Source organism: Solimonas sp. K1W22B-7 (assembly GCF_003428335.1).
In the GTDB taxonomy this organism is placed as follows: domain Bacteria; phylum Pseudomonadota; class Gammaproteobacteria; order Nevskiales; family Nevskiaceae; genus Solimonas_A.
This window is the reverse complement of record NZ_CP031704.1, coordinates 725,563-746,570: the sequence shown is the minus strand read 5'-3', so window position 1 is coordinate 746,570 and position 21,008 is coordinate 725,563. Positions and strand designations below refer to the sequence as shown.

General features: G+C 66.4%; 21 protein-coding genes. 10 read left to right on the top strand and 11 right to left on the bottom strand.

Annotated elements, in window-relative coordinates; genetic code table 11:
- Positions 1-108 precede the first annotated feature (108 nt).
- From D0B54_RS03720 to D0B54_RS03710, 3 genes are all read left to right on the top strand, one after another.
- On the top strand, positions 109-1,110 hold the full coding sequence (locus D0B54_RS03720; protein ID WP_162932175.1) for a LysR substrate-binding domain-containing protein: 1,002 nt from the start codon (positions 109-111) through the stop codon (positions 1,108-1,110).
- Positions 1,111-1,541: 431 nt separating this feature from the next.
- Positions 1,542-2,909 (top strand): APC family permease, encoded by a 1,368-nt coding sequence (locus D0B54_RS03715; protein WP_117289310.1) that lies wholly within the window; start codon positions 1,542-1,544, stop codon positions 2,907-2,909.
- Between the two features lie 105 nt (positions 2,910-3,014).
- The gene (locus D0B54_RS03710) at positions 3,015-3,791 is read left to right on the top strand and encodes a glutathione S-transferase family protein (protein WP_162932174.1); all 777 of its coding nucleotides are present in this window, start codon (positions 3,015-3,017) and stop codon (positions 3,789-3,791) included.
- A gap of 17 nt (positions 3,792-3,808) precedes the next feature.
- Here the strand turns inward: D0B54_RS03710 and D0B54_RS03705 are convergent, their stop codons facing one another.
- The 4 genes from D0B54_RS03705 to ahpC all read right to left on the bottom strand — a co-directional run bounded on the left by D0B54_RS03705 (position 3,809) and on the right by ahpC (position 7,376).
- Entirely contained in the window at positions 3,809-4,612 is an 804-nt protein-coding gene (locus D0B54_RS03705) for a class I SAM-dependent methyltransferase (protein WP_117289306.1), read from the bottom strand.
- Between the two features lie 95 nt (positions 4,613-4,707).
- Entirely contained in the window at positions 4,708-4,917 is a 210-nt protein-coding gene (locus tag D0B54_RS03700; protein ID WP_117289304.1) for a hypothetical protein, read from the bottom strand.
- A gap of 202 nt (positions 4,918-5,119) precedes the next feature.
- On the bottom strand, positions 5,120-6,703 hold the full coding sequence (ahpF, locus tag D0B54_RS03695) for an alkyl hydroperoxide reductase subunit F (RefSeq protein ID WP_117289302.1): 1,584 nt from the start codon (positions 6,701-6,703) through the stop codon (positions 5,120-5,122).
- Between the two features lie 109 nt (positions 6,704-6,812).
- A complete protein-coding gene (gene ahpC / locus D0B54_RS03690; RefSeq protein ID WP_117289300.1) occupies positions 6,813-7,376 on the bottom strand; it encodes an alkyl hydroperoxide reductase subunit C in 564 nt (187 codons plus the stop codon).
- 300 nt (positions 7,377-7,676) lie between these two features.
- Here ahpC and D0B54_RS03685 point away from each other — a divergent pair, with 300 nt between their 5' ends.
- Positions 7,677-8,024, top strand: coding sequence for a hypothetical protein (locus D0B54_RS03685; RefSeq protein WP_117289298.1), 348 nt, complete (start codon positions 7,677-7,679; stop codon positions 8,022-8,024).
- 79 nt (positions 8,025-8,103) lie between these two features.
- Here D0B54_RS03685 and D0B54_RS03680 read toward each other — a convergent pair whose 3' ends face one another.
- The 3 genes from D0B54_RS03680 to D0B54_RS03670 form a co-directional block, all read right to left on the bottom strand.
- Positions 8,104-9,924 carry a glycoside hydrolase family 19 protein gene (locus D0B54_RS03680; RefSeq protein ID WP_162932173.1) on the bottom strand — a complete coding sequence of 607 codons (1,821 nt, stop codon included), beginning with the start codon at positions 9,922-9,924 and terminating at the stop codon, positions 8,104-8,106.
- Between the two features lie 379 nt (positions 9,925-10,303).
- Positions 10,304-11,455 carry an acyl-CoA dehydrogenase family protein gene (locus D0B54_RS03675; protein ID WP_117289294.1) on the bottom strand — a complete coding sequence of 384 codons (1,152 nt, stop codon included), beginning with the start codon at positions 11,453-11,455 and terminating at the stop codon, positions 10,304-10,306.
- Between the two features lie 165 nt (positions 11,456-11,620).
- Positions 11,621-12,859, bottom strand: coding sequence for an MFS transporter (locus tag D0B54_RS03670; protein ID WP_117289292.1), 1,239 nt, complete (start codon positions 12,857-12,859; stop codon positions 11,621-11,623).
- A gap of 106 nt (positions 12,860-12,965) precedes the next feature.
- Here D0B54_RS03670 and D0B54_RS03665 point away from each other — a divergent pair, with 106 nt between their 5' ends.
- From D0B54_RS03665 to D0B54_RS03640, 6 genes are all read left to right on the top strand, one after another.
- Positions 12,966-13,745, top strand: coding sequence for an AraC family transcriptional regulator (locus D0B54_RS03665; RefSeq protein WP_117289291.1), 780 nt, complete (start codon positions 12,966-12,968; stop codon positions 13,743-13,745).
- 295 nt (positions 13,746-14,040) lie between these two features.
- Positions 14,041-16,695, top strand: coding sequence for a TonB-dependent receptor (locus D0B54_RS03660; RefSeq protein WP_162932172.1), 2,655 nt, complete (start codon positions 14,041-14,043; stop codon positions 16,693-16,695).
- Between the two features lie 18 nt (positions 16,696-16,713).
- Positions 16,714-17,382, top strand: a complete 669-nt coding sequence (locus tag D0B54_RS03655; protein WP_117289287.1) for a TetR/AcrR family transcriptional regulator — start codon at positions 16,714-16,716, stop codon at positions 17,380-17,382.
- 13 nt (positions 17,383-17,395) lie between these two features.
- Positions 17,396-18,328 (top strand): SGNH/GDSL hydrolase family protein, encoded by a 933-nt coding sequence (locus D0B54_RS03650; protein WP_117289285.1) that lies wholly within the window; start codon positions 17,396-17,398, stop codon positions 18,326-18,328.
- Positions 18,329-18,431: 103 nt separating this feature from the next.
- Positions 18,432-18,755: a response regulator transcription factor gene (locus D0B54_RS03645; RefSeq protein WP_162932171.1), complete on the top strand. Its 324-nt coding sequence runs from the start codon at positions 18,432-18,434 to the stop codon at positions 18,753-18,755.
- A gap of 70 nt (positions 18,756-18,825) precedes the next feature.
- Positions 18,826-19,329, top strand: a complete 504-nt coding sequence (locus D0B54_RS03640; protein ID WP_117289281.1) for an ester cyclase — start codon at positions 18,826-18,828, stop codon at positions 19,327-19,329.
- 3 nt (positions 19,330-19,332) lie between these two features.
- On the opposite strand, the gene D0B54_RS03635 is transcribed toward D0B54_RS03640, so the two are convergent.
- From D0B54_RS03635 to D0B54_RS03620, 4 genes are read right to left on the bottom strand one after another with little or no spacing between them, the layout of a single operon-like run.
- Positions 19,333-19,677 (bottom strand): HopJ type III effector protein, encoded by a 345-nt coding sequence (locus tag D0B54_RS03635; RefSeq protein ID WP_117289279.1) that lies wholly within the window; start codon positions 19,675-19,677, stop codon positions 19,333-19,335.
- Between the two features lie 44 nt (positions 19,678-19,721).
- A complete protein-coding gene (locus tag D0B54_RS03630) occupies positions 19,722-20,144 on the bottom strand; it encodes a YqaA family protein (RefSeq protein WP_117289277.1) in 423 nt (140 codons plus the stop codon).
- Positions 20,144-20,593, bottom strand: coding sequence for an MOSC domain-containing protein (locus D0B54_RS03625; protein WP_117289275.1), 450 nt, complete (start codon positions 20,591-20,593; stop codon positions 20,144-20,146). The genes D0B54_RS03630 and D0B54_RS03625 overlap by 1 nt, the downstream gene beginning before the upstream one ends.
- A gap of 19 nt (positions 20,594-20,612) precedes the next feature.
- On the bottom strand, positions 20,613-21,005 hold the full coding sequence (locus D0B54_RS03620) for a DUF4345 domain-containing protein (RefSeq protein WP_117289273.1): 393 nt from the start codon (positions 21,003-21,005) through the stop codon (positions 20,613-20,615).
- Positions 21,006-21,008: the final 3 nt, after the last annotated feature.

Here is a 21,008-nt window from a genome sequence, read left to right as displayed (position 1 = left end):
TGGCGAGTGGCGGGTCCTCCCTTAGGGTGGGTCCCGCCCACCCCCTCCCGGCTACACTCTTCCGACCGCCCGATAGCGGCACACCGACGGCAGCGTCCCGATACCCCCGTGAGCAGCGCCCGACTTCCCCCACTGAACGCCCTGCGCGCCTTCGAGGCCGTGGCGCGGCATCGCAGCTTCCGCAAGGCGGCCGAGGAGCTGTTCGTCACCCCTGCGGCGGTGACGCACCAGATCAAGGCGCTGGAGGAGCAATTGGGGGTGGATCTGTTCCGGCGCCTGCCGCGGCGCATCGAGCTGACCCCGGCTGCGGCGGCGGCCCTGCCGCTGTTCGAACGCGCCTTCGGGCTGATTGCTCGCGGCGTCAGCGAGTTGCGCGACTACGACCGGGCGCCGCACCTGACGGTGCGGGCCACACCGACCTTCGCGTCGCGCTGGATGATGCCGCGGCTGCACAACTTCCTGGCGGTACACCAGGGGATCGACGTGCGGGTGCTGGCCAGCGCCAACGTGCTGCGGGCGCCGGCGACGTCGGCAGACGAGGGTGCGGAGTCGTCGATGGACCCGGATATCGACATCGTGTTCAGCAGCGAGCGGCCGGAGACCGAGCACGCGGACCTGCTGTTCCGCATCGATATCGTGCCGATGTGCCACCCGCGACTGCTCAAGGACGGGCCACACCCGCTGAAGACGCCCGACGATCTGCGCTACCACGCGCTGCTGCACGGCGACACGCACATCGAGGATCGCTCGCGCTCGGGCTGGGCCCAGTGGCTGCGCCAGGCCGGGGTGACCAACGTGGATCCGCGGCGCGGCCTGCAGTTCGACCACTCGACGCTGGCGCTGGACGCCGCCGGCGACGGCCTGGGCGTGACCCTGGCGACGCCGATGTTTGCCTCGGACGAGCTCAAGCGCGGTGACGTGGCGGTGGCCTTCTCGCTGGCGATCACGCTGGACCGGGCCTACTGGGCGGTTACCGCGGCGGGCTCGGCCGGGCGACCGGAGGTGGCGGCGTTCCGCCAGTGGCTGCTGCAGGAGGCGGCGCTGGACGCGGAGAAGGCGCTGCGCGCCACCAAAAAGAAAAGGCCGCGAGGGGGGTCGCGGCCCGAATAGTAGATCCCATGGCGGGATCTGGAGGAGAAGGTCGCCGGCCTTTCGGGCGGGCGCCATGCCGGGGGTTGAGGCCCGGCGGCCGGGGTCGGCCAGGGATTGGGTTAGTGCCGGGCTCCGCCGATGCGGCGCTCGTCCACCTTGGAATCGATGAATTCCGGAACGGCGGTGGCCAGCAGGCTCACGGCTACAACGATCGCGGTAAACATTTCAGCACCTCGGTTTGTCTTGCTTCAGTGAGGCCAGATTAGGGCTGCGGTCGCAGCGCAACAATTGATATGTTTTGGCCAGGCGATTTAGAAAAACTAAACAATTGCGCGCGGCTGGTGACGGCCTCGCAGCTGGTTTCGCATAGCGAAGCCGGGCTGCGCAACGGCCTGCTTGCGGGCACGTCCCTGTAGTATCCGGGTCATCCCTTCCCTCCTCTTTTCACCATGACCACTCGCCTGATCCGCGGCCTGGGTTTCGTAGACGCCGCGGCGATCGTGGTGGGTTCCATGATCGGCACCGGGGTGTTCCTCAAGTCCGCCGTCATGGCGCAGCAGGTGGGCTCCGGCGCCTGGGTGCTGACGGCCTGGGTGCTGGCCGGCGTGCTGTCGCTGGCCGGCGCGCTGAGCTATGCCGAGCTGGGCGCGATGTTTCCGCGTGCCGGCGGCGAGTACGTCTACCTGCGCGAGGCCTATGGCGATCTCACCGCCTTCCTCAACGGCTGGACGCGCTTCTGGATCGCCGGGCCCGGCACCATCGCCGCCTACGCGGTGGGCGCGGCCACCTTCATGGAAGGCGCGGTGGGCCTGGAATTCATCGGCGGCAAGGCGGGCATGGGCATCGCCTTCATCCTGTTCTTCAGCGCGCTCAACTGCCTGCATGTGTCGGTGGGCGGGCGCGTGCAGTCGCTGGTCACCGGCGTGAAGCTGCTGCTGATCCTGGGGCTCACCGTGGGGGTGCTGTTCTTCAGCCCCGCTGCCAGCATGGGTCACCTGGGCGAGGCCAGCATGGGGCAGAGCTTGCTGCCGTCCGGCCTGGGCATGGCGATGCTGGCCGCGCTCTGGGCCTACGACGGCTGGAACAACCTGCCGATGGCCGCGGGCGAGGTGAAGCAGCCGGAGAAGAACGTGCCGCTGTCGCTGATCCTGGGTGTGCTGCTGGTGATGGTGGTGTACTGCCTGATCAACCTCGGCTACTTCCTGGCGCTGCCGCTCACCGAGGTGCTGTCCGCCAACTCCAGCGTGAATCCGGGCGCGCTGCCGGTGGCGACCAAGGCGGCGATGACCTTCATGGGCGCGGCGGCGGTGGGTGCGGTGTCCATCGCCTTCGTGATCTCGGCACTGGGTGCCATGAACGGCTCGGTGCTGAGTAATGCGCGCGTGCCGTTCGCGATGGCGCAGGACGGCTTGTTCTTCCGCCAGCTGGGGTATCTCAGCCCGAGCACGCGCGTGCCGCTGGTGTCGGTGCTGGTGCAGGCGGTGATCGCCGCGGCGATGGCGGCGATGGGCACTTTCGACCAGCTCACCAACTACGTGGTGTTCTCGTCGTGGATCTTCTACGCGCTGGTCTGCGCCGGCGTGATCGTGCTGCGCCGCAAGCGCCCGGAGCTGGCACGGCCGTATCGCGTGCTGGGGTATCCCTGGGTGCCGATCGTGTTCGTGGGGGTGTCGGTGCTGCTGATCGCCAATACGCTGTGGACCATGCCGGTGGAGTCGGGCATCGGGCTGGTGCTGATCGGGGTGGGGGTGCCGGTGTTTTATGGGTTGCGGGGGTACTGGAAGCGTGGGCCGCGGGAAGGGATCGGATTGCAGTAGCTTTTGCAGGGTGCGCACCGCGCACGCGGCACCGAAACGCAATGACGGATGGTGCGCGGTGCGCACCCTACAATCGGGACACCATCCCGAAGAGAGGCCGAACAGATGGACCTGCCGCTGCTATGGCACATCCCGTTCTCGCACTTCAACGAGAAGGCGCGCTGGGCGCTGGACTTCAAGAACATACCGCACCGGCGCCGCGTGCTGGGTGGGAACTACCTGTTCCGCGCCTGGCGCGCCACCGGGCGGGGCACGCTGCCGATCCTGTTCCTGGAGGGCAAGGCGGTTGGCGATTCGACGGCGATCATCGCGGCGCTGGAGCAGTACCGGCCCGAACCCTCGCTGTATCCGAAGGACCCCGCGCAACTGCAGCGTGCGCTGGCGCTGGAGGACTATTTCGACGAGGTGCTGGGACCGAGCCTGCGTGCGTCGGTGGTGACGCCGCTGTTCCACGAAGACCCGGAGCTGGCCCTTCGCGTGCTGACGACGGGCATGCCCGCCCAGGCCTACGACAACCTCAGGCCGCTCGCGCGAATCTTTCCGGCCTTCTACCGCTTCCGCCACCGGATCCAGGCGCGGCGCCTGGACCAGGACCGCGCCGCGGTGGCGGAATCGCTCGCCCGCATTTCGCGCGAGCTGCAGCCCGGCGGCTATCTGGTGGGCGATGCGTTCTCGGTGGCGGACCTCACGGCCGCAGCGCTGCTCGCGCCCCTGTTGCAGCCGGCGGAGCTGCAGTATCCGCTTGCGGTGGAGTTGCCGGCGAGCCTGCGGCAATACCGCGACGAGGTGCTACGACACCCTGCCGCGCAATGGGCGCTGGAGATTTATCGCAGACATCGCGGCATCTCGGCGGAAGTGCGGCGCGCAAAAAAGGCCGGCTAAGGCGCCCGCACCACAGCTCAGCTCCGCAGCGCCCGTGTGATCAGGTACTCGCGGCCCCAGCGCACCTTCCCGTCAGCCGTTGCACGGTAGCCGTTGAGGTAAGCGAGCATCTCGCGGCGGAATGCCTCCAGCGCGTCGCCCTGCAGCGCGGCGATGGCGCGCAGCGTGGGGCCGTAGCAGGTGGAGAACAGCTCCCAGATGTCCTCGGGTGAAGCACCGAACTGAGGACAGTCGCCGCTGGTGAAGCCGATGTTCTTGAAGGCGTCACCAAGCAGTTCGCGCACCTTGTCGGGATTGCCCCAGTTGAAGGGGCTGGCGACACCAGGCGGCGGCGGGACATGCTGGTTGGTGATGCGGAACCAGCCGCCGAGACCGCCTTCCGGCGTCCAGGCAAGAAACACGACGCGGCCGCCGGGCCGGGTGACGCGTGCCAGCTCGGCGGCGACCCTGGGCTGGTCGGGCGCGAACATGTGGCCGCAGGTGGACAGCACGACGTCGAAGGAGGCATCGGGCAGGGACAGGGCCTCGGCGTCGCCCTCGCGGAAGTCAATGTCGTCGTAACCCTCGGCCTGCGCCTTGGCGCGGGCCACTTCCAGCAGTTCCGGCGTCAGGTCCACTGCCGTGACCCTGGCACCGCGCTCGCGCGCGGCGATGGCGGTGATGCCGGTGCCGGTGGCCAGGTCCAGCACGCGCTCGCCGGGGCGGATGCGTGCCACGCGCAGCGTCTGGTCGGTGGAGATGGTCAGGCCCTGGGCCAGGCGGTCGTAGTTGCCCAGTGCCCAGGTGGCGCGGTGCTTCTTCTTGAGCTCGGTGTAGTCCATGACGATCCCTCCATGGTGGAACCACTGCCTGAACGCGGACCTCAACTGCGACTGCAGTGTGCTCCCTTTGAGCGAGGAACGGGCGGCGGCCCGCGTCAGTGCGGGGGCTGCGCCGCTATCGCCTGCCCGCGGACGGATACGATCTCCGCGACGCTGATGGTGAAGACATCACCCTTGCCCGCATCGAAGGCTTCCTTCCACATGCCGTAGCCGCCCTGGCAATCCACGGCGCGTGCCGGAGCACACCGTCGCGCGACGACGCTCTTGTCCAGCGTCTCCTTGGCCACCGGGAAGTGCGGGAGCATCGTGATGAATCCTGGGGTGGGTTTTGGAGGGGCGGTGAGGTGCTCGTGTCGCTTTGCGACAGGCGGATCATGGATCCGCCCTACGGGGTTTGGCGGCGACGATGGGCTTGTCGCGAGCAAGCTCGCTCCTACAAGAGCAAGCGCTGGGGAACAAAAAAGGGGCGAAGCCTGCGCTTCGCCCCTTCGCTTTGCTGCAATAGCCTTACGCCGCCTTCTGCTCCTCCGCCGGCGCGGACGTGCGGATCAGGTGGTCGAAGGCCGAGAGCGCGGCCTTGGAGCCTTCGCCCATGGCGATGACGATCTGCTTGTAGGGCACGGTGGTGACGTCGCCGGCGGCGAACACGCCGGGCACCGAGGTGCGGCCATGGGCGTCGACCTCGATCTCGCCGCGCGGCGACAGGGCCACGGTGTCCTTGAGCCATTCGCTGTTGGGCAGCAGGCCGATCTGCACGAACACGCCTTCCAGCTCGACGCGATGCGTCTCGCCGCTGGCGCGGTCCTTGTAGAGCAGGCCGTTGAGCTTCTGGCCGTCGCCGGTGACCTCGGTGGTCTGGGCGGAGACGATGACGCGCACGTTGGGCAGGCTGTGGAGCTTGCGCTGCAGCACGGCGTCGGCGCGCAGCTGGCTGTCGAACTCCAGCAGCGTGACGTGGGCGACGATGCCGGCGAGGTCGATGGCGGCCTCCACGCCGGAGTTGCCGCCGCCGATCACGGCGACGCGCTTGCCCTTGAACAGTGGGCCGTCGCAGTGCGGGCAGTAGGCCACGCCCTTGTTGCGGTACTCGTTCTCGCCGGGCACGTTCATCTGGCGCCAGCGGGCGCCGGTGGAGACGATCACGGTCCTGGCCTTGAGCGCGGCGCCGTTGGCCAGCTGCACTTCGATCAGGCCGTCAGACCCGGCAGGCAGCAGCTTCTCGGCGCGCTGCAGGTTCATCACGTCGACCTCGTAGGTCTTGACGTGCTCCTCCAGCGCCGCGGCCAGGCGCGGCCCTTCGGTTTCCTTCACCGAGATGAAGTTCTCGATGCCCATGGTGTCCAGCACCTGGCCGCCGAAGCGCTCGGCGGCGACGCCGGTGCGGATACCCTTGCGCGCGGCGTAGATCGCCGCCGCGGAGCCGCCGGGGCCGCCGCCCACCACCAGCACGTCGAACGGCGCCTTGGTCTTGAGCTTTTCGGCCTCGCGCGCGCCGGCACCGGTGTCGACCTGGGCGAGGATTTCCTCCACGCCCATGCGGCCGGAGCCGAAGACCTCGCCGTTGAGGAAAATCTTGGGCACGGACATGACCTGGCGCTGCTCGACCTCGTCCTGGAACAGGGCGCCGTCGATGGCGACGTGGCGGATGCGCGGGTTGAGCACGGCCATCAGGTTGAGCGCCTGCACCACGTCCGGGCAGTTCTGGCAGGACAGGGAGAAGTAGGTCTCGAAGCGGAAGTCGCCTTCCAGCTTGCGCACCTGCTCGATGACATCCTGCGCCAGGCGCGAGGGGTGGCCGCCGACCTGCAGCAGGGCCAGCACCAGCGAAGTGAACTCGTGGCCCAGCGGGATGCCGGCGAAGCGGACGTGGATGTCCTGCCCCGGCGTGCCGAGCGTGAACGAGGGCCTGCGCTGCGACGCGTCGGCCTGCTCGCGCAGGCTGATCTGCGACGACAGGGCGACCAGCTCGTTCAGCAGTTCGCGCAGTTCCTGCGAGGCGTCACCGCCGTCGAGGTTGGCGGTGATCTCGATGGGACGCGTGACCCGTTCGAGATAGGTCTTCAGTTGTTCCTTGAGATCGGCATCCAGCATGGCTTGCTCCATTTTCGGGGAATGATTTCCCCGGCCCGGCGCGTTGGCACCGGGGTGTTGCGGATTCGGGGCGGTCGCGGGCCGGCCTGTGCCGGCCCGCGACGGCAGGTCAGATCTTGCCGACCAGTTCCAGCGAGGGCTTCAGGGTCTTCTCGCCTTCCTTCCACTTGGCCGGGCAGACCTGGCCCGGGTTGTTGGCGACGTACTGCGCGCCCTTGAGCTTGCGCACGGTCTCCTTGACGTCACGCGCGATGGCGTTGTCGTGGATTTCCAGCGTCTTGATCACGCCTTCCGGGTTGATCACGAAGGTGCCGCGCAGGGCCAGGCCTTCTTCGTCGATGTGCACGCCGAAGGCGCGGGTCAGCTGGTGGGTGGGGTCGCCCACGAGCGGGAACTTGGCCTTGCCGACCGCCGGCGAGGTCTCGTGCCAGACCTTGTGCGAGAAATGCGTGTCGGTGGTGACGATGTAGACCTCGGCGTTGGCCTTCTGGAATTCGGCGTACTGCTCGGCGGCGTCTTCGACTTCGGTCGGGCAGTTGAAGGTGAAGGCAGCCGGCATGAAGATCAGCACGGACCACTTGCCCTTGAGCGAGGCTTCGGTGACTTCAACGAACTTGCCGTTGTGGAAAGCGGTCGTCTTGAAAGGCTTGACCGCGGTGTTGATCAAAGACATTGCATCGTCCTCTATGGGTGGGGGTTTGACTGGAGAAGCGCTAGGTTAGGGGCTGGCCGGCGATCAAGGAAATTGTTTGTTGGCATGACCTTGATAGGCAAAGCCAATGGCGCCGGCCGCCGGATCATGCCCGGCCGGGCGAGCCCGGGCAAAGCCGGAGCCCTCTTCCGACCCCGTCGGGGCGCGGCCGTTCAGGCCGGATTCAGCCCTTTGGACCGACAGTGGCCGTGAGCCTGGCCGGCCAAGGATGGTCTGCCCCCTCTCCGGCGCCGCTTGCGCCGGCCCCACTGGGAGCCTTTCATGGATGAAACCGCAGCCCTGGCCTCCTGCCAGGAACTCAACCGCTTCGCCAAGGCCGATCCGGGCGCGGGTGCGCCGGTTCTGGCGCGCGTGATCGCGATCTGCCAGCAGCTCTACGACGGCGAGCCCGACCTGCACCTGCTCAAGCGCCTGCGCCGCCTGCAGGACCTGATGCAGGACTGGACCTCGCAGGATGGCTGGCGGCTCTACGGCCAGGGGCCGATCGTGCTGCGCGGCGAGCTGGTGGAGACCATCGCCGAGATCGAGGATGCGATCTGCGCTTCGGTCGAGCTGCCGCTGGGGCTGCAACGCCATCCCGGCAGAGGCGGGGCGTACCGGGCGTACTAGCCGACCCCGTGTCAGCAAAAAGGGCGGAGCTTGCGCTCCGCCCTTGGATGGTTCCCGGACGGGAATCCCGCCGCACCCACTATATCGATACACCCAGATAGAGGGAGAACCAGACCTTGCCAACGGTTTCGTCGTTCGCGCGATCTGTCTTGCTAAGAAAATCCTTGCCGAACACAATGCCTGCCTTGTACTCCTCCGACTTGGCGCTGGTGATCACCATGCCGATGGCGGTAGAGAGGGCCGTCTTGTTCTCTGTTTCGCCACTGGCTCCCTCAACGGGGACCATGCCCACTCCTGCGGCGGCAATGGGAGTAAACGTCAAACCCCAAAAAATTGGCCAGTGATAGCCCACGTAGGGCGCGATGGTCGCTGAAGACTTGATGCTCTTCTCACCGCCAAGATAGTACTTGAAGGGCACGATCAAGCCACCGTACTCGAAGCCCCGCAGGCTGATTTCCATACTTTCAAAGTCAGCCCGCGGGATTTTGTAGGCGATGCCGGTAGCCACAAGATCATCGCCCTTGCAATCTTCCAGTGCCTTGGTTGACGGCGTGTCCAGATCATTATCGACCGACCCGATCTGGGTAAAGCGCAAATACACATCCGTATCCACTTCCTTGGAAATGCGCGCGACCGAACCAGCGGTGGCGCAGTATTCCTTGTCTGTTCCGGTTCCGTAACGCTTCTTGAACGGCCCTGCATTCGCGCGGAAGCGAGCCTTATCGCCAGCCAGCTTCCCCTTGCTGGAAGCGAAGACCGCAGCCTTTTCGGCCTCTTTCTCCGCCTTGTCGGCCTCCTCCTCCGCTTTGTCCGCGGCCGCTGCGGCCGCGCCTGCCGCCGCTTCCGCCTGCTGCGCCGCAGCAGTCGCGCTCGGCGCAGCTGCAGTTACCGGCGCGGCCGGGGGCGTTTCCGCCAACGCGGTACCCGCTACAACCGCACCAAGCACGGCCCCGAGCACTGGTGAAATAACTGATCTTCTCTCTTTCATCCTTGCATCCCCTGTTTGAATGCCAGCGACGGCTGGCGGTTGAAGATCGGTTGGCGCTGTCGCCAGAGGCCTGCCGGGCGGCGGCACGCTGACGGCGGGCACGGGGCGGGTCGTCGTGCTGGCGGAATCGGCAGATCGAGCTAACGTCGCTGGACCCAGCGCCTTGTAGAACAGCCTTGCGTAGTGCTCGGTGATGCGCGCGTGATCCATCGACCCCGGATTCACGACGCGTCGCGCGCTGATCCATTCTTCCTTCGTGTCGTTGAAGTACAGATCGAGCCGGTGTGGATACTTGAACAACCCACGCCGAGCACCTTCGACCAGGATCGTCAACGCACGGTCGGGCTCCAGCGCCAGATCTGGATTCCTGAGCAGATCGTCACCCCAGCCGAGGTTGTGCCCGACGCACTTGTAGTTCTGCTTCAACGACAGCTGCGCCAGCCCGCGCCCGTAAAAGGAACGCCCCTGGTCGTCGGGAATGGCGTAGTTCTTCTTGACGCGCCCTGGATGCTTGGCCATGTAATCGCCGAGCCGACTCACGACACAGGGCGTGTCGTCGCAGAACGCCTCGCGCACCGGCTGCATGCGCGAGACCGTCTCGCGATAGACCGTGCCCAGGAGATAAGCCAGCTGGCGCGAATCCCCTCCACCCACCGACTCCCATTTGTCGATGATGGCATCTGTGCCGGCGCGGCGAGTGCCCTCGGAGAAGTCCCTCCTGAGGTAGTACGGTTTGCCATCGAGCACGAAGACATCTCGCTTCTTGATCACTTCCGCGAGCTTCTGCCAGAAGACGGCACGATCGATATTTACGGGCTGCGCCGCGGGTGGGACCACCGGCTGGACGGTGCACCGGATCGAATCGTCGTCCGCATCCGCAGAGGCTGTCGATACGACCAGCAGCAGCGACAACGCGCATGACAACGCTCGCCAGAGCGCGCGCCCAGAATTCCGCACGGCATCCCCCTTTTTGCCCCCACGCATCACTGCGCCATTCAGAACAGAAGCCGGGGCGACTGTCCCGCTTGGAAGGCCCGATGACGAATTCCCAGGTCCACATCGGGCCACAACGGCGCAACCTGCAGTGGCACCATCTCCAATCTGCGAGCAGATCGCAACCTGACGACTCAGTCAGGTTGTTGCCCGATTGACCTGGGCAAGGCTGCCGGGGCAAGCAGCTTCTCTATTCCCAAGGACCGGAGCGATCGGAATGCTTGCCGGGACGCACAAAAAAAGCCTGAAGCAGTTTGCTCCAGGCTTTCATTGGCCGCGCCGCTGCGAAGAGCAGGGTTCAGCGCCCCACCAGCGACCGCGCGATCACTTCCTTCATGATCTCGTTGGTGCCGCCGTAGATGCGCTGCACGCGCGCGTCGGTCCAGTAGCGCGAGATCGGGTACTCGGCCATGTAGCCGTAGCCACCGAACAGCTGCAGGCAGGCATCCACCACGCGGCCTTCCATTTCGCTGGAGGACAGCTTGAGGATGGCTGCGGTGGGGACGTCGAGCTTGCCCTGTTCGTAGAGGCGGCAGCATTTCTCGTAGAAGGCGCGCGTCACTTCGATTTCGGCCTTGACCTTGGCCAGTTCGAAGCGCGTGTTCTGGAAGCTGGAGATCGCCTGGCCGAAGGCCTTGCGCGACTTGACGTACTCCACCGTGCGCTCCAGCGCGCCCTCGGCGTGGGCCACGGCGGCCACGGCCAGCATCAGGCGCTCGCGCGGCAGTTCGTCGATCAGGTGACCGAAGCCGTTGCCGATGCGGCCCAGCACGGCGTCGGGGCCCAGCGGCACGTCGTCGAAGAACAGCTCGGAGGTGTCGGCGGCGTGCATGCCGATCTTCTCCAGGTTGCGGCCGCGGCGGAAGCCCGGCAGTTCCGTATCCACCAGGAACAGGGTGACGCCCTTGGCGCCGGCCTTGGTGTCGGTCTTGGCGGCCACGATCACCACGCCGGCGTGCTGGCCGTTGGTGATGAAGGTCTTGGAGCCGTTGAGGCGCCAGCCGTCGCCGTGCGGCGTAGCGGAGCTGCGGATGGCCTGCAGGTCGGAGCCGGTGCCGGGCTCGGACATCGCCAGCGCGCCGAAGCATTCGCCGCTGACCATGCGCGGCAGGTACTTCTGCTTCTGCGCCTCGCTGCCCAGGTGCAGGATGTAGGGCGCGACGATGTCGGAGTGCATCATCATGTTGGAGGTCAGCGACATGTAGCCCAGCCGCGCGCTCTCCTCGGCGATGGCGAAGGAGAAGGCCAGTGGCGCGGCGCTGCCGCCGTATTCCTCCGGCAGGTCCACGCACAGCAGGCCGGCTTCACCGAACTTGATGTACAGCTCGCGCGGCACGATGCCGGCCTTTTCCCATTTCTCGTAGTGCGGCTCGACTTCGTCGGCGAGGAAGCGGATGACGGTGTCGCGCCAGGAAGAGAGTTCGGCGCTGTTGGAGTCTGCGAAGGCCATGATGCGTTTACGGGCAGTTTCGGGGGGTGCCCGGCATCCTAGGAGGAGGCTGGTGAGGCGTCCTCACCGGTTCGGGGTAGGCTTGCTCGCGACAACGACCCTGTCGCGAGTCCCACAGGTATTTCCTGCGGTCACAAGCTCGCTCCTGCATGTGCGAATCCCGGCTCAGCCCCTCCGCTCCGCTGCCACATCCGGCAGCAGCACCGTGAGCAGGCCGATCGCCGGCAGGAAGGCGCAGACCTGGTAGACGAAGCCGATGCTGGTGGCGTCGGCCAGCAGGCCCAGCACGGCGGCACCGACGCCGCCCATGCCGAAGGCGAAGCCGAAGAACAGGCCGGCGACGGTGCCGGTCCGGCCCGGCAGCAGCTCCTGCGCGTAGACCACGATGGCGGGGAACGCAGAGGCCAGGATGAAGCCGATGGGCACGCTCAGCAGGCTGGTCCACAACAGGCTGGCATGCGGCAGCAGCAGGCTGAAGGGCAGCACGCCGAGGATCGACACCCAGATGATCGGCTTGCGGCCGAAGCGGTCGCCCAGCGGGCCGCCGGCCAGGGTGCCGGCCGCCACCGCGCCGAGGAACAGGAACAGATGCAGCTGCGCCGACTGCACCGACACGCCGAAGCGTTCGATCAGGTAGAAGGTGTAGTAGCTGGTGATGCTGGCCATGTAGAAGAACTTGGAGAAGATCAGCGCCAGCAGCACGGCGATGGCGGCCCTCACCTTGACCGGCGACAGTGCCACCGTCGCATTCGCCTGTGCCGCGCGCGGCTTGAGGCGCGCCAGGCCATGGCTCTTGTACCAGTGGCCGACGTTCCACAGCAGGAACATGCCCAGCAGCGCGAACAGCGAGAACCAGGCGACGCTGCCCTGCCCGCGCGGCAGCACGATGAACGCGGCCAGCAGCGGGCCGATGGCGGAGCCGGCGTTGCCGCCCACCTGGAACAGGGACTGCGCCAGGCCATGCTTGCCACCCGAGGCCATGCGCGCCACGCGCGAGGATTCCGGGTGGAACACGGACGAGCCGGTGCCCACCAGCGCCGCCGCCGCCAGCAGCGCGACGAAGCCGTTGGCATACGCCAGCCCCAGCAGGCCCACCAGCGTGAAGCCCATGCCCAGCACCAGCGAGTAGGGCTTGGGCTTGCGGTCGGTGTAGTTGCCGATCAGCGGCTGCAGCAGCGAGGCGGTGATCTGGTAGACGAAGGTGAGCATGCCGATCTGGCCGAAGCTGAGGCCGTGCGAGTCCTTGAGGATCGGGTAGATCGACGGCAGCAGCGACTGCATCATGTCGTTGAGCAGATGGCAGAAGCTGATCGCGGCAATGATGCCGAAAGCGGTCTGCTCGGCCGAGGGCGCGGCGGGGGCCGGTGCCTCGGGGGCGGTCACTTCACGCATGGATGTCTCCATAAACTCCCGGGGCGGGTATCAACCCTGGCGATGGCGCGGCACTCTACGCTCTATAATCCGTCCCGCTTGCGTGCCCGGGCACGCTTTCATCGAGATCGGGCCAACAATGCGCGACGTCCACTACCAGCCGCTGTACGACCGCGTGGCCAGTGCCGTGGTGGCCATCGGCAACGACTATCTCGCCGGCCACGTGGTGGAGCCGCATTCGCATGGACGCTCGCAGCTGCTCTACGGCGCCACCGGCGTGATGACGGTGGTCACCGAACACGGCGCCTGGGTGGTGCCGCCGGAGCAGGCGGTGTGGCTGCCGGCCGGCGAGGTGCACAGCGTGCACATGACCATGGGCCCGGTACAGACGCGCAGTGCCTTCGTGCGTCCCGACGCCATCCCCGGCCTGCCGGACCGCTGCCAGGTGCTGGGCATGTCGGCGCTGATGCGCGAGCTGCTGTTGCAGGCGGTGGACGTGCCGCTGGAATACGACCCGGCGAGCCGCGACGGCCTGCTGATGGCGTTGCTGCAGCAGGAGATGACGCGCCTGCCGGTGCTGCCGCTGTCGCTGCCCTTCCCGCGCGACCGGCGGCTGGCGCGGCGCTGCCGCAGACTGCTGGACCAGCCCACCCCGCATGACGGCATCGACCAGTGGGCCAAGGGCCTGGGCATGAGCCGCCGCGCCTTCACGCGCCTGTTCCGCGAGCAGACCGGCATGAGCTTCGCCGCCTGGCGACAGCAGGCCTGCTTGTTCGCGGCACTGCCAAGGCTGGCGGCGGGAGAAGCGGTGACCACCGTGGCGCTGGACCTGGGCTACGACAGCCCCGCGGCGTTCACCAGCATGTTCCGCCGCGCGCTGGGTGCGCCGCCGAGCCGCTACTTCAGCGCCGGCGGCTGAGTGCGCAGCCGGCTGGGGATTGAAATCAGGCAAACGCGACCGCTGTGCGCTGCGGGCTTCAGCTGAAAGTATCCCCCGTTTGAGGCATGAAAATAAGTGATACCGGGTATCAAATGGCTGCAATGGCTGCATAAGAATCGGGATGTTCCGAACCCGGTCTGAGGGGATTCTCAAGAGCACGTCGTACACCTCGCTGGATTTTCGGCGTCGGCCTTTTGCGTCTTCCGCGCAGGAGACCGGGTTCCGGGAAATCCGAGAGAGCTGCTCTGGCGTCAACGCTGTGGGGAGAAAAGAAATGCGAGCACCGAAGTTCGTTGGGTCTGTTGCCCTGTGCCTGTGGTCCGTCATGGCCTTCGCGCAGGAGACCATGGACGATGCTTTCCTCGACGACCTGCTCAAGTCTCCGGATTCCTCCCAGGAAGCAGAAGGCCCGCCGCCGGAAAGCACGGCCCGGTCGCAGGACACGGTGACCGCGCCCGCGAGTGCGCCAGCCTCGTCGCCGCAGGATGCCGCCGGTGAGCTGGAAACCCTGCCGGTCGAATCCGCGGATGTTCCCCTGCCCGCCTTGACGCCATCGAAGCGGGCGCCGAATCAGCCCCGGATCGAGGAGATCGTGGTGACCGCGCAGAAGCGCGCCGAGTCGATCCAGGACACTCCCATCTCGATGGCGGCCTTCGACGCGGAGATGCTGGAGCAGCGCGGAATTTCGGGAATCGACGACCTGCAGGGCAATGTGCCGGGTCTCAATGTCCTGGCCTTTCCGACGCAGGCCAGCACGCTGCGGCTGTTCATTCGCGGCATCGGCCTGAACGAGTCCCAGGTCACCCAGGACCCCGCCGTCGGCATCTACATGGACGGCGTCTACATCGCGCGGTCCGCGGGCCTGGCGCTGGACGTGACCGACCTGGAGCGGATCGAGGTTCTCCGGGGCCCGCAGGGCACGTTGTACGGCCGCAATACCACCGGCGGAGCGGTCAACCTGATTTCGAAGAAGCCGGACCCCGACGCATTCGCCATGCACTTCAGCGGCACCCTGGGCGACCGTGACCTGGGCAGCTTCAAGGGCACCATCAACATGCCCCTGTCCGACGATGCCGCCGTCAAGTTCGGCGTCATGATGAAGCGTCAGAACGGCTACGTGGAAAACACCGGCCCCGGCGGCGATTTCGGCGACCGCCAGTCATTGGGATTCCGCTTTGACGCACGCTGGCTGCCCGAGGACTGGCTGAAGATCGACTATGGATTCGACTTCACCGACATCAGCCTGTACTCGCAGATGATCCAGGCCGTACTGCGCCCGGAAAGCGACAAGGGCAGCGCCAACCTGATCCGTGAGTTCGGCGAATTGAATACGGTGTATTCGCCTCATCGGCTGGACAAGCTCGCCACGGGACTGCCGATGGAGGAGTCCGGGACCAGGATCCAGGGTCATGCGCTGATCCTCACGGTTCCGATGGACGACCATGAGCTCAAGTACATCGGCGCCTACCGTTCCCTGCTGGATCACTACTACACCGATCTCGGCGGCGGTGCCGGCTCAACCGAATTCAGGCTGGACAGCAACCGCTACGACGGCCCCGCGGCACGCGCCGCCTTCGGCGGGCCCTCGCCACTGGTGGTGCCGACGATCGACCAGAGCCAGTGGTCCCATGAGCTGCAGCTCAGCGGCGCTGCCTTCGACGAGAGCCTGCGCTACATCATCGGGGCGTTCTACTTCACGGAGGAAGCAACCGACCTGTCGCCCTATGCTCTTCAGGCCACCGCCGCCTTGCTGCCGGCGCAGGCTGACGCGCTGTACCGCCTGTTCCCCGATCTGGTGAACCAGGTCGCGTCATTGGCGGGCCCGCGTGTGGTCATCTTCAACCAGAGAGAGTCGGGCGCCGAGAACAGCGCTTTCGCAGCCTTCGGCCAGGGGACCTGGACCCCGGACTGGCTCGATCAGAAGCTGCATCTGACGGCCGGATTCCGGCACTCCAGGGACAAGCGGGAGGCATGGAAGAGCTACCGGCTCGACACCTATCTCGAAGTCAATCTCAATGGCCTCGGCCTCGCCCGCCTGCTGCAGAGCGCGCCTCCCTTCGACCATGTCGGCGGCAGCCGCGCCTATGACAACAATTCATACACCCTGATCGCGGCGTACGACCTGAGCCCGGAAGCGAACATCTACGCGAAGTACGTCACCGGATATCGCAGTGGCGGCTTCAATACCCGCGATCCCCAGCTCGACGGGAACTCGGGGCCGGCCAGCGACGGTACCGACTATGGATTCGGATTCGTGGACGGCTTTGCCCCGGAAGATCTTGCGGCAGCCGAGATCGGGATCAAGAGCGATCTGCTCGATGGCCGGTTGCGCGTCAATGCAGACCTGTTCAACACGGATCTGAAGAACATGCAGACCAACTTCCTCATTGCCGGCACGCTCGGCGACACCAAGGCCCGCAACGCCGGCCACGCCCGCCTGCGTGGCTTCGAACTGGAACTGATTGCGGCCGTTACCGATTGGCTGCGGCTCTCCGCCGAGTACTCCTATCTCGATGCCCGCGTCCTGGAAGTGATCGACGCCAACGGCAACAACGTGGCCGATCAGTATCCGTTCCCTTCTGCGCCGAAGCACTCCGGCGTGGCCGCCGCCGACATCACCCTGCAAGAATCGGCCTGGGGCGTCCTGCGAGGCACGGTCAACTACAGCTATACCGGCTGGACCGCCGGCGGCGGCTTGCCCGGGCGCGAAGATCTTTCCTATATCCCGTCCTTCGGGATCGTCAATGCGCGCCTGGGCCTCAGCGATGTCCAGTTCCGTCGCGGCAGCGCCAACTTCGCCCTGTTCGTTCAGAACCTGCTGGACGAGGAGTACATCACCACGACCATCCCGACCCTGCCGCACGCCGATCGCGCGGTCTTCTGGGGAGAGCCCCGCATGATCGGCGCCGAGGTCACCTACACCTGGTAGGCAGGCTATTACAGAAAAATGGATGAGATCTCTCCACGGCAGCGCAAAAAACAGGAGGTCCGCGATCGTCTGATCGCGGCCACGGAAAAACTCGTCTACCAGCAGGGTCTGGATGGCTTTACCGTCGACCAGATTGCCGATCGGGCAGGCGTGGGGCGGGTGACTTTCTTTCGATACTTCGATTCGCTGAACGCCGCCATCGTCCTTGCGTTCTATGAGAACCGGCTGAAGGCGATGCTTGGGTTTGTGCAGGCTGCACCCGCCGGGCTGGGGCCGGCGGATGCCTTGTCGTGGATGTTTGACCGGATGCTGCAGGTGTACGCAGCCGAAGGCGCCATCGTCCTGAAGCAGTTCATGACCATCCAGGGCTCCAGGGCACTGCAGGGGATTGCGCTTCAGTATCAGACCAGCGTCGTCGAGCCTGCCCTGACGGAGGCGATACGCCCGCGCTTTCCCTCCTGCAAGCCTCAGGATCTTCGTCCGCGCATCCTGGTGTCGTCCGCCCTCTCCAGTACACGCAGCATGATGGAGATCTGGACGGACAGCGGCGGGACCGTGGACCTGCAACGCCTGCTGCGATTTGCCATGCAGCAGATCAAGGATGGGTTCCCTGCAACCGAAGCCAGCACCGTGAAGAAAGCGCCTGCCGCCCGAAAAACTCCCGCCGGGAAGCGGGTACGTGTGTAGGACCCGTGCGCCGATGAAGATCGGCCTGCAGGCAGTTCAGGGGAGGGATCATCCGGTGGGCAGAAAACTGATTCGAATGGCGGGCTGGACACTCACCGTCCTGGTGATTCTGGTGACCGCACTGGTGCTGCACCTCTACCTGGAAGGCCGCCCGACACAGGGGCGACCACAGTACGTGGCCATGGGCAGTTCCTTCGCAGCCGGGCCGGCGATCACCGAGGAGGCCGAGAACAGCCCCTGGTTCTGTGCGCGTTCACGCGACAACTATGCGCATCAGCTCGCGAGACTGCGCGGCCTTTCCCTGGTGGATGTGAGTTGTGGTGGCGCCACGACAAAAGACATCCTCGAGGGTGGGCGGGCCTTGCAACCCGCCCAGATTGAGGCAGTGACGGGAGAGACCGAACTCGTCACCGTCACCATCGGCGGCAACGATATCGGCTACCTGGCCAATCTGATGGCGATGGGCTGCGATGACGGCACACCATGGTACGTACGCAGCATGGGCGGCTGCACGACACGCAGCATGGCAGCGATGGAGCAGGCCCTGCCGAAGCTGCTGAATCAGCTCGTCGCCATCATCGACGAAGTACACCGTCGCGCGCCCGCCGCCCAGGTCGTGCTGGTGAACTATCAGACCGTTCTTCCGGAGAGCGGGACCTGCGAGCGCCTTGGCTTGAGCGAGGCGCAGGTTGCGCGAATGCGCGATATCGCCGGGCAGCTCTCTGAGGTTACCTACGCCGCAGCGCAGGGGCATGGTGCCCTGCTGATGGATGCCGGTCGCATCACCCGGGGGCATGATGCCTGCGCCGAGGTCCCCTGGATGAATGGCATGCACCCTCCCGGTGGCTTGATGGGCGCGCCGCTGCATCCCTCGGTCGAGGGGATGACTGCCGTCGCGCAGGGCTTGAACGCATTGCTTGGCGAGCCGCAGCGGACGTCGAACTGAACGGCGGCCTCCATCGCAAGGCCCGCCGTGCCTTGAACGGGAAGCCCCGGCCAGGCGGTGGATGACGGCGTGCCGGCCGAATCGGCCTGACGAGGAGGAAGAGATGGATGCCCTGCGACACATCCCGGCACAGCCCACCCGCCGGGCGACCCAGGCCTTGACCGAACGGGAAATCGACATCCTCGAACTGGCGGGAAGGGGCTTGTCGGTGAAGGGCGTGGCGAAGGCACTGGGCATTACGCCTGGAACCGTCAGCTGGCATCTGAAGAACTCCTACCAGAAGCTCGGGGCGGCCTCCCGGGAGGAAGCCTTGCAGAAGGCACGCGCGGAGAAACTCATCGAGGCCGTGGCTATCTGCCAGGTCTGCGCCTGTGCAATGGCGTCGCGAACCGGGGTACCCTCAGGAGCGGGGTTTCTCCGGCGGTAGCCGCCGCAAACCTCAGTCGTTGCGGCGCTCCGCGAAGCGCCGGACCTTCCTTCAACCGGGGTGATGCTCCATGGCAGACAAATCCTTACGCGCCCGCAGGGAAAAACTCGTGCTGGATCACTTCGCCGACGAGGTGAGCCAGGAGTTCGACAAGGTGCTGGCCACCTTCCCGCATCCGCACTACGAACTGGTGCCCACCGGCGTGGTGCACGACGGGCACAGGGACGTGATGCGCTACTACGTCGATACCCGCAAGGCCTTCCCGGACCAGCGCCACGAGATGATCCAGCTGCGCCACAGCGACGACGCGGTGATCTGCGAGTTCTGGCTGCTGGGCACGCACAAGGGGCCTCTCGGCGCACTGCCGCCCACCGGCCAGAGCTTCCGCGTGCGCATGACCGCGTTCTTCATTTTCGACGGCGACCGGCTGGTCTGCGAGCGCATCTACTTCGACGTGCTGACGATGCTCAGGCAGTTGCTCGGCGGGGTGAACTGGAAGCGGCCGGCCGGTGCCCTGCTGGTGCTGCGCACGCTGCTGGGCGCCTTCCGGGAACTGGGCGGCAAGCGCTCCTGATCCCTACAGGGCTTTCAGCGCCTCGCCCTCGAAGGCCACGCCAGCCCAGCCGCTGCGCATGAAGTTGCGGATGTTCTGGTGATCCGCGGCGTCCGGGTGCTGCAGCACGTCCTCGCGGTAGTAGCGGCCGAAGCAGGCCAGGGTCTGCGCCTCGCTCAGTCCCTGCAGCTTCGCGAAGGAGAAAATCTTGCAGGAACCGCCGTTCTGGCCGGCGGCGTTCTCCAGTTCGCCGTTGCGGAAGGCGGTGGGCGTGTAGGCGTACGTCGCCTCGATGGCGGCGACGGTGTCGGCGAATTCGACGGTCTGGGGCTGCTCGCGCAGCTGCTGCAGGAAGGACTGTAGGGACATGGCGGAGATGGGGCCGGATGACGGAGCCCGGCATTCTAAAGCCTTCAACTCCAGCCCAGCGTGATCGCCGTGAGCACCAGGTAGCGCCCCAGCTTGGCCACGGTAACCAGCAGAAGGAAGATCGGCAACGGCTCGCGCAGCATGCCGGCGACCACCGTGAGCGGGTCGCCGATGACGGGCAGCCAGCTCAGCAGCAAGGACCATTTGCCGTAGCGCTGGTACCAGCGCTGCGCGCGCTCCAGCACCGGTCCCCGCTCCGGCGCCGCCGCCCTGGCGATGCCGCGGCCCAGCAGCCAGTTGATCAGCGAGCCCAGCACGTTGCCGACGGTGGCCACTGCCAGCAGCGCGGCCGGCGGGTAGCCGCCGAGCAGCAGGCCCACCAGCACGGCCTCCGACTGCGCGGGAAGGATGGTGGCGGCGATCAACGCCGACAGGAACAGGCCGCCGTAGGCGGCGAGATCCGCCATCAGGATGCGTCGCCGATGCTGTCGCCCACCCGCAGCACACCACCCGTGACGATGCGACAGCGCAGCCCGCCACGCTTGACGAAGAAGCGCACCGCCTCGCTGTAGGTGCGCTGCCCGAACAAGCCACAAGGCTCGCACAGGTCCAGCCCTTCCAGCTCCACCGCGCCGACACGGAAGCGCTGGCCGCAAAGCCCGTTGAGGCGCACGCCGGAGGTGACGAGGTTGCGTCGCGGCTCCTGGGGTGCCAGGGGCAGGCCGGTGGACTCGACGAAGGCCTCGATGCTTTCCAGCTCGATCAGCGTGAGCTGGCAGTCGGGCGACTCGCGGTGGGCGGCATCCTCGTAGCGGTCGCCGCGCAGGCCGACGTCGGCGATGGCTTCGGCCTCGACGAGTTCCAGCATCGGCTCGCCGCGCGCCGGGGCGATGAAGATGTGGCGGATCGAACCCACGGCGGCGGCTGGCGCGCGCTCAACGCTTCGCCAGCGCGCGGTGGTGCCAGAACAGCACCAGCGGCGCGCCGATGATTTCAAGGAGCATGAAGGCAACGAACTCTGGTGGCGGCATGCCGGCGAAGATCATCGACAGCACCCGGCCGAGGCCGCCGACGAAGATGGCGACGAAGATCGCGCGGAACAGCGTGCGCTCGACAGCCAGGCGCGGCACCAGCCACAGCGCCATGAGACCGAGCGAGAGCCACAGTCCACCGTAGAAGCGCAGGTTGTTGTCCAGCGCCGTGGCGCCCTGGAGCTGCAGCTTGGCGTAGATCGGGTCGTCCAGGCCCATCAGGGCACCGACGCCGATGCCTACCGCAACCAGACCGAACAGCAGGGTGAAGACCTTGAGCGAGCGGGGGGCCTGCATGCT